This is a genomic window from Escherichia albertii NBRC 107761 = DSM 17582, assembly GCF_000759775.1.
GTDB lineage: Bacteria > Pseudomonadota > Gammaproteobacteria > Enterobacterales > Enterobacteriaceae > Escherichia > Escherichia albertii.
This window is the reverse complement of the sequence record NZ_BBMY01000182.1, coordinates 1-6,109: the sequence shown is the minus strand read 5'-3', so window position 1 is coordinate 6,109 and position 6,109 is coordinate 1. Positions and strand designations below refer to the sequence as shown.

Here is a 6,109-nt window from a genome sequence, read left to right as displayed (position 1 = left end):
AACAGCGGCAAGACGCCGTAAATCAGATGCTACAAAATGTAAAGTTGTGTCTTTCTGGTGACTTACGCACTATCCAGACTTGAAAATAGTCGTGTAACCCATACGATGTGGGTATCGCATAATGCGTTTTGTTAAACTGAGGTAAAAAGAAAATTATGATGCGAATCGCGCTCTTCCTGCTAACGAACCTGGCCGTGATGGTCGTTTTCGGGCTGGTACTGAGCCTGACAGGGATACAGTCGAGCAGCGTTCAGGGGCTGATGATTATGGCCTTGCTGTTCGGTTTTGGTGGTTCCTTCGTTTCGCTTCTGATGTCCAAATGGATGGCATTACGATCTGTTGGCGGGGAAGTGATCGAACAACCGCGTAACGAAAGGGAACGTTGGCTGGTCAATACTGTCGCAACCCAGGCACGTCAGGCGGGGATTGCTATGCCGCAAGTGGCAATCTACCATGCGCCGGATATCAACGCTTTCGCAACCGGTGCACGTCGTGATGCCTCTCTGGTCGCTGTCAGTACGGGGTTGCTGCAAAACATGAGCCCGGACGAAGCCGAGGCGGTAATTGCTCATGAAATCAGCCATATTGCTAACGGTGACATGGTCACCATGACGTTGATTCAGGGCGTGGTGAACACCTTTGTTATCTTTATCTCGCGCATTCTGGCGCAGTTGGCTGCTGGTTTCATGGGCGGCAATCGCGATGAAGGCGAAGAGAGCAACGGCAACCCGCTGATCTACTTTGCTGTTGCGACGGTGCTTGAGCTGGTGTTTGGTATTCTGGCGAGCATTATCACCATGTGGTTCTCGCGTCATCGTGAATTCCATGCTGACGCCGGTTCGGCAAAACTGGTTGGTCGCGAGAAAATGATTGCTGCACTACAGCGCCTGAAAACCAGCTATGAACCGCAAGAAGCAACCAGCATGATGGCGTTTTGCATTAACGGGAAGTCGAAATCGCTCAGTGAGTTGTTCATGACTCACCCGCCGCTGGACAAACGTATTGAAGCTCTGCGTACGGGTGAATATCTGAAGTAAGATGAAGTAAATGCTAAAAAGCGCGTCCTGGTTGACGCGCTTTTTTATGCCTGGTTTCGTGGCTGAGTAATCCACTGATACAGGCGGCGATCACGGCCAGAATAGCCGCAGTCATTAGCGAGACGTGCGTACCGTTATCGCCAAACTGGTTCAGCATCAGCGCCACTAATGCGGCGCCGCTGCTTTGACCAAGCAGACGAGCAGTGCCTAACATGCCACTGGCGCCACCGCTACGCTCACGAGGTGCAGAGGTAATAATGGTATGGTTATTGGGTGACTGGAATAAGCCAAAGCCAGCGCCGCATAAGATCATCGGCCAGATGATATTGATATCGGCAGGTGAAGCTGGCAACAAAACCAGTGAAAAAAGCCCCGCCGCCATGATGAACAGCCCTAAAGCACCCAGCAATCCTGCATGGACGCGCTCTATCAAATAACCTGCCAGCGGAGCCATTACCATTGTTGCCAACGGCCACGGTGTCAGGAGCAAACCGGTTTCAACTTCACTACGCCCAAGCACTGTTTGCAGATAAAACGGCAGAGAAACCATTGCCAGCATTTGTGCGCAGAAAGAGCAAATAGATGTGCAAATAGAGAGAGAAAACAGCGGAATACGTAGCAAATCTACGGGCAACAGCGGTACAGAAAGCGAAAGCTGGCGGCGAATAAAGAAAATCCCAACGGCAACCATGACTGCCAGCTCCGCACCGATCAACATCAGAGATTGCCCTTGGGTAAAACCACTCAACGCGGTAATAAGCAAGCCGAATGTTAGCGCATTCATCACGGCGCTGGGCAGGTCAAAGCGTGGTTTACTGGAGCGAGAGCCATTTGGCGGCAGAAAACGTATCGCCAGCAGAAGGGCGATAATGCCCAACGGTACGTTAATTAAAAATAACCACTTCCAGGACGCGATAGAAAGGATAGCAGCGGCGATCGTCGGTCCGGCTGCAGAGGATACGGCAACAATAAATGAGTTTATCCCCATTCCCCGTCCCAGAAAACGTTGTGGGTAGATAAGACGAATGAGTGCGGTATTGACGCTCATCAACGCTGCGCCACCGAATCCCTGGATTACTCGCGCCAGGGTGAGCATTTGCAGCGAATCAGAAAGGGCGCAGAACAGCGAAGAGAGCAAAAAAACGACCAGACCACATTTATAGATACGTCGGTAGCCAAACATATCGCCTAAAAAAGAGAACGACAGTAGGGAAACGACAATGGCAATTTGGTAGGCATTGACCACCCAAATGGAACTGGCAGGTGTGGCGCGAAGATCGGTGGCGATTGTTGGCAAGGCGACGTTGGCGATGGCGCCATCAAGGACGGCCATCGAGATACCAATAACAATGGTTAAAATCGCACCGTATCGCTGAGGCAACGGCAGGCCATCGGCCTGAACTTTTGGCATAGGAATTTTATATCTTATTGAGAATAATCAACAGGGTTATGATTCTAGCACTGATATTCACAGCGAATGTCGCAGAATTGTAACTAACTTGCAAAAGATGGATTGCGGCCCCCCAGGGGCGAAATTATAATAAAAAACAGTTCTGATTTTTATAAAACACTCGCTATGAGGTGATAAATGGCTAACGCAGATCTGGATAAACAGCCTGATTCTGTTTCTTCTGTACTGAAGGTTTTTGGCATTTTACAGGCGCTGGGTGAAGAGCGTGAAATAGGAATAACCGAGTTATCACAGCGCGTTATGATGTCAAAAAGCACCGTTTATCGCTTTTTACAGACGATGAAAACTCTGGGCTATGTGGTGCAGGAAGGGGAGTCAGAAAAATATTCGCTGACCCTGAAATTATTTGAACTGGGGGCTCGTGCGTTACAAAACGTTGATCTCATCCGTAGTGCAGATATCCAGATGCGTGAAATCTCGCGCCTCACTAAAGAAACTATCCATCTTGGCGCATTAGACGAAGACAGTATTGTTTACATTCACAAAATTGACTCAATGTACAATTTGCGTATGTATTCACGGATTGGACGTCGTAATCCGCTCTACAGCACGGCCATCGGTAAAGTATTACTGGCGTGGCGTGATCGCGATGAAGTGAAGCAAATCCTTGAAAACGTGGAGTATAAACGCAGTACCGCTCGAACTATTACCAGCACTGAAGAGTTATTACCGGTGTTGGACGAGGTACGCGAGCAGGGTTATGGCGAAGATAACGAAGAACAGGAGGAAGGATTGCGTTGCATCGCGGTTCCGGTATTTGACCGCTTTGGCGTCGTTATTGCTGGTCTGAGTATCTCTTTCCCGACACTCCGTTTCTCTGAACAGCGTTTGCAGGAGTATGTTGCTATGTTACATATTGCGGCGCGTAAAATCTCTTCACAAATGGGTTATCACGATTATCCATTCTAAATAAGTAAAGTCGGAACCTGTCTATTTACCAGACAGGTTCTGCCATTAGCGCGGGTTAAATAAAGTCACCCCTGACACTATTTAACTCGCGTCGAAGATAAGTATGTTTTTTATTCATTCAATGTTAAACGTAATATTTATATCTTTATCTATCAAGATTTAACCGTTATCAACCACAACACTGCTTTTACGTAACAGCGGGCAATCTGTTATCCCGAAAAATCCACTTTTTGTGTGCAGATACTGCACCGTGCTGGTGCCTCTGGCGGTCAGATATGTGCATTGTAAACCTAACCCTGCGGCATTCTCCTTGCTTCCAATAAGAACGCCATATCCGCTGAGTAATAATCCTGTCCATACTAGTGCTATCAACATAACTGTGCGAATAATGAATCGCATTATGACCTCTTCTCTTTTTTGTTCGCTTAATCGTAGCGGCAATATGTGCTGAAGCAAGCGCCATATTCTGAAAAAGCACGAATATCGACATAGTTAGGCGCTGTTTAACTAACGCATGTTAATTTATTCGCATAAGGTAGGTTTAACGGAGATTGGAGTGAAAAAGTTTCGATGGGTCGTCCTGGCTGTTGCTGTGTTGGCTTGCTTGCTGCTCTGGATGCAGGTATTCAGCATGATGTGCGATCAGGATGTGCCATTTTTCAGCGGAATTTGTGCCATCAACCAGCTTATCCCGTGGTGATATCATTTTTTTAGCAGTAGATTTCCTTCCTCTCCAGCAGTGGTAGAATGGCACCTCTACTTAGAGGTGGTGAAATGAACGAAGTTGTAAATTCAGGCGTGATGAACATTGCGTCTTTGGTTGTATCGGTGGTGGTTCTCCTTATCGGTCTTATCTTGTGGTTTTTCATCAACCGTGCAAGCTCACGGACTAACGAACAGATTGAACTGCTCGAGGCATTGCTGGATCAGCAAAAACGTCAGAATGCATTGTTACGTCGTTTGTGCGAGGCTAACGAGCCCGAAAAAGCGGATGAAAAGATCGCGGAGAATCGAAAATCGGTTGAAGATGAAGATATCATTCGGCTGGTCGCCGAACGGTAATCTTTCCTTAAAGCTGAGTAACTCTGTAATGTAAGGGGTACTCAGCTTTCTATCTTTATTTGCACTATAGTGGTGCAATTGATTCAAATTAATCCTCTGGTCTGACTTCTGGTATTTATCATTTTATTTATGTCATCATACCGACATCAGAAAAAGATATTTATTGCACTACGCTATTAGGATGTTTACATCGGAATTGTGATCAACCGCGGTATTATTTTTAGCGAAACGTTTCTCTCTTTGTTTTTTAGTCATTCGGCAATATTTCTTATTTTTAATTAATAATACCCCCTAAGTTTGGTATCTGTCGTGTGCCGTCACCGTCTGTTAACTGACTGTTTTATAATAAAAAATGATATAATATTTATTCATTACATAGCATCAAAAGTGATATCACGCTCATTTCGTAATAAGTTCTTTTGCTGACTCTGGAAGAACTGAACTTATTGAACTATGTTTGAAAATGCATTAGCTCAAGTATCTGCTTGTACAGATAGACTTAAGTACAGCGATATATTGATATGCATTCCGTTGCATAAATGTGCAAAAAAAGTGGAAGACGTATCGAGATTTGTGCGGCTGATCGAGACATGTTTAAAAATGGCTTGCCATAATTAACGTTGTATGTGATAACAGTTTTCGGGTTAAACGAGGTACAGTTCTGTTTATGTGTGGCATTTTCAGTAAAGAAGTCCTGAGTAAACACGTTGTCGTTGAATACCGCTTCTCTGCCGAGCCTTATATTAGTGCCTCATGCAGTAATGTCTCAGTTTTATCTACGTTATGCCTGCGGGCGAAGAAAACAATCTAAGGAATTTTTCAAATGGCAAAGATTAAAGGTCAGGTTAAGTGGTTCAACGAGTCTAAAGGTTTTGGTTTCATTACTCCGGCTGATGGCAGCAAAGATGTGTTTGTACACTTCTCCGCTATCCAGGGTAATGGCTTCAAAACTCTGGCCGAAGGCCAGAACGTTGAGTTCGAAATTCAGGACGGCCAGAAAGGTCCGGCTGCTGTTAACGTAACAGCTATCTGATCGAATCCACTGATCTGAAGCGTGAATGCGCTTCAATCTCGCTATCAAGCCTCGCCGAATGTGAGGCTTTTTATTTTGTTTTATCTCAGTTCCCGGTGTTCAGATATTTGCCCACTGCGTGATTCGCGTTACACTTGCGGCCTTTAGTATCCCTGCCGGAGTTGCCATGTCGTTTTCCTGTCCACTTTGCCATCAGTTTCTTTCGCGTGAAAAAAACAGCTATATCTGTCCTCAACGGCATCAGTTTGATATGGCGAAAGAAGGGTATGTTAATTTGCTGCCTGTTCAGTATAAACGCTCCCGCGATCCGGGCGACAGCGCAGAAATGATGCAAGCGCGACGTGCATTTTTAGATGCCGGACATTATAAGCCTCTGCGCGATGCAATTATCGCCCAGCTGCGGGAACGACTTGATGAAAAAGCAAGAGCGATATTGGATATCGGTTGTGGAGAAGGGTATTACACGCACGCGTTTGCCGATGCCTTGCCCGAAGTAACGACCTTTGGTCTGGATGTTTCTAAGGTCGCGATCAAAGCCGCAGCGAAACGCTATCAGCAGGTCACCTTTTGTGTCGCTTCCAGTCATCGTTTGCCATT

Annotated in this window: 9 protein-coding genes; 7 read left to right on the top strand and 2 right to left on the bottom strand. The window is 46.2% G+C overall.

Annotated features, from left to right (window positions below):
* Positions 1-155: 155 nt before the first annotated feature.
* Positions 156-1,037, top strand: a complete 882-nt coding sequence (gene htpX, locus EA14781_RS21495) for a protease HtpX (protein ID WP_000984517.1) — start codon at positions 156-158, stop codon at positions 1,035-1,037.
* A 13-nt stretch (positions 1,038-1,050) separates the two neighbouring features.
* On the opposite strand, the gene EA14781_RS21490 is transcribed toward htpX, so the two are convergent.
* Entirely contained in the window at positions 1,051-2,448 is a 1,398-nt protein-coding gene (locus EA14781_RS21490; protein WP_001127224.1) for an MFS transporter, read from the bottom strand.
* A 177-nt stretch (positions 2,449-2,625) separates the two neighbouring features.
* Between EA14781_RS21490 and kdgR the strand changes: the two genes are divergently transcribed.
* Positions 2,626-3,417 (top strand): DNA-binding transcriptional regulator KdgR, encoded by a 792-nt coding sequence (gene kdgR / locus EA14781_RS21485; protein ID WP_001262208.1) that lies wholly within the window; start codon positions 2,626-2,628, stop codon positions 3,415-3,417.
* Positions 3,418-3,576: 159 nt separating this feature from the next.
* On the opposite strand, the gene EA14781_RS21480 is transcribed toward kdgR, so the two are convergent.
* A complete protein-coding gene (locus EA14781_RS21480; protein WP_001211015.1) occupies positions 3,577-3,816 on the bottom strand; it encodes a YobH family protein in 240 nt (79 codons plus the stop codon).
* A 157-nt stretch (positions 3,817-3,973) separates the two neighbouring features.
* Here EA14781_RS21480 and mgrB point away from each other — a divergent pair, with 157 nt between their 5' ends.
* From mgrB to EA14781_RS21450, 5 genes are all read left to right on the top strand, one after another.
* Positions 3,974-4,117 (top strand): PhoP/PhoQ regulatory lipoprotein MgrB, encoded by a 144-nt coding sequence (gene mgrB, locus EA14781_RS21475; RefSeq protein WP_000714546.1) that lies wholly within the window; start codon positions 3,974-3,976, stop codon positions 4,115-4,117.
* Positions 4,118-4,191: 74 nt separating this feature from the next.
* Positions 4,192-4,479: a YebO family protein gene (locus EA14781_RS21470; protein WP_001006859.1), complete on the top strand. Its 288-nt coding sequence runs from the start codon at positions 4,192-4,194 to the stop codon at positions 4,477-4,479.
* Positions 4,480-5,146: 667 nt separating this feature from the next.
* On the top strand, positions 5,147-5,290 hold the full coding sequence (locus tag EA14781_RS21460; RefSeq protein WP_002462303.1) for a DUF2627 domain-containing protein: 144 nt from the start codon (positions 5,147-5,149) through the stop codon (positions 5,288-5,290).
* 12 nt (positions 5,291-5,302) lie between these two features.
* Positions 5,303-5,512, top strand: a complete 210-nt coding sequence (gene cspE / locus EA14781_RS21455) for a transcription antiterminator/RNA stability regulator CspE (protein WP_001062678.1) — start codon at positions 5,303-5,305, stop codon at positions 5,510-5,512.
* 166 nt (positions 5,513-5,678) lie between these two features.
* On the top strand, positions 5,679-6,109 hold a 431-nt coding region (locus EA14781_RS21450; protein ID WP_042336241.1), incomplete at its 3' end, for a putative RNA methyltransferase.

Bases quoted from the DNA above. Each gene is read 5' to 3' on its own strand.
- htpX (WP_000984517.1), top strand. From the start codon at position 156: ATGATGCGAATCGCGCTCTTCCTGCTAACGAACCTGGCCGTGATGGTC.
- EA14781_RS21490 (WP_001127224.1), bottom strand. From the start codon at position 2,448: ATGCCAAAAGTTCAGGCCGATGGCCTGCCGTTGCCTCAGCGATACGGT.
- kdgR (WP_001262208.1), top strand. From the start codon at position 2,626: ATGGCTAACGCAGATCTGGATAAACAGCCTGATTCTGTTTCTTCTGTA.
- EA14781_RS21480 (WP_001211015.1), bottom strand. From the start codon at position 3,816: ATGCGATTCATTATTCGCACAGTTATGTTGATAGCACTAGTATGGACA.
- EA14781_RS21470 (WP_001006859.1), top strand. From the start codon at position 4,192: ATGAACGAAGTTGTAAATTCAGGCGTGATGAACATTGCGTCTTTGGTT.
- EA14781_RS21460 (WP_002462303.1), top strand. From the start codon at position 5,147: ATGTGTGGCATTTTCAGTAAAGAAGTCCTGAGTAAACACGTTGTCGTT.
- cspE (WP_001062678.1), top strand. From the start codon at position 5,303: ATGGCAAAGATTAAAGGTCAGGTTAAGTGGTTCAACGAGTCTAAAGGT.